This window comes from Mesorhizobium sp. WSM4810 (assembly GCF_055811235.1).
The window spans coordinates 1-1,071 of record NZ_JBVVQV010000079.1 but is presented as its reverse complement, the minus strand read 5'-3'; the positions used below and the strand labels follow the sequence as shown (position 1 = coordinate 1,071).

At 63.1% G+C, this 1,071-nt stretch carries 1 protein-coding gene; it reads left to right on the top strand.

Translation table 11 applies throughout. From position 1 onward, the window contains the following. Positions 1 to 72: 72 nt before the first annotated feature. The coding region (locus AC0L3O_RS35350; protein ID WP_473618142.1) for an IS256 family transposase at positions 73 to 1,071 on the top strand (999 nt) is incomplete at its 3' end.

Below are 1,071 nucleotides of genomic sequence, written 5' to 3'. Positions count from 1 at the left end.
CTCTGAGGCGAGGGGCGGCCATGGCACGCTGGTGACGTTGCGATCACCGATTCCCGTGGAAGGGTAAGTGCCATGACCAAGAGAGACGTTAGACTGAGCAGAGGTGAGTTGAAAGCGTTGCTGTTGTCGGATGAGGACGGCTTCCGCAGAGTTTTGCAGACTGTGGTGCAGGAGGCTTTGGAAGCCGAGATGACGGAGGCGATCGGGGCCGAGAAAGGCGAGCGGACGACGGAGCGGGTTGGTTACCGGTCCGGCTATTACGAACGCAAGCTTGTGACGCGGGTTGGGGTCCTGGAACTTCGGGTTCCGCAAGATCGGGCCGGCCGGTTCTCGACGGAGTTGTTTGAGCGTTATCAGCGCTCGGAGAAGGCACTGGTATCGGCGCTGGTCGAGATGTACGTGCAAGGTGTGTCGACCCGGAAGGTCAAGGCGATCACCGAGGAGCTGTGCGGCCATTCCTTCTCGGCCTCGACGGTAAGCCAGGCGACGGCGCGGCTGGATGAAGCCCTGAAGGCGTTCTTTGAGCAGCGGCTTCCCGAACCTTACCCGTACCTCATTCTGGACGCGCGCTATGAGCGGGCGCGCGAAGCCGGCGTGATCGCCAGCCAGGCGGTGCTGGTGGCGATCGGGGTCGACTGGGAGGGCCGGCGCCAGGTGCTCGGTGTCGAGCTGGCCAACCGGGAAAGCAATTCGAGCTGGCGCGCGTTCGTGGCAGGGCTCAAGCAGCGCGGGCTCGCCGGCGTCGAGTTCGTCGTCTCCGACGACCATCCGGGGCTCAGGGCAGCGATCCGCGAAGTCCTGCCCGAGGCAGTCTGGCAGCGCTGTTACGTGCACTTCCTCAGAAACGCGCTCGATTATGTGCCGCGCAAGGTCGATGACGACTGCCTGATGGAGCTCAGATGGTTCTATGACCGGCGCGACCTGGCCGAGGTCAAGCGCGACCTGGCGCAGTGGATCGCCAAATGGCAGGCCAAATACCCGAAGCTGGTGGATTGGGTGGAGAACAACATCGAGGAGACGCTGAGCTTCTATCGGCTGCCGCTGCCGCATCACAAGCACATGAAGTCGACG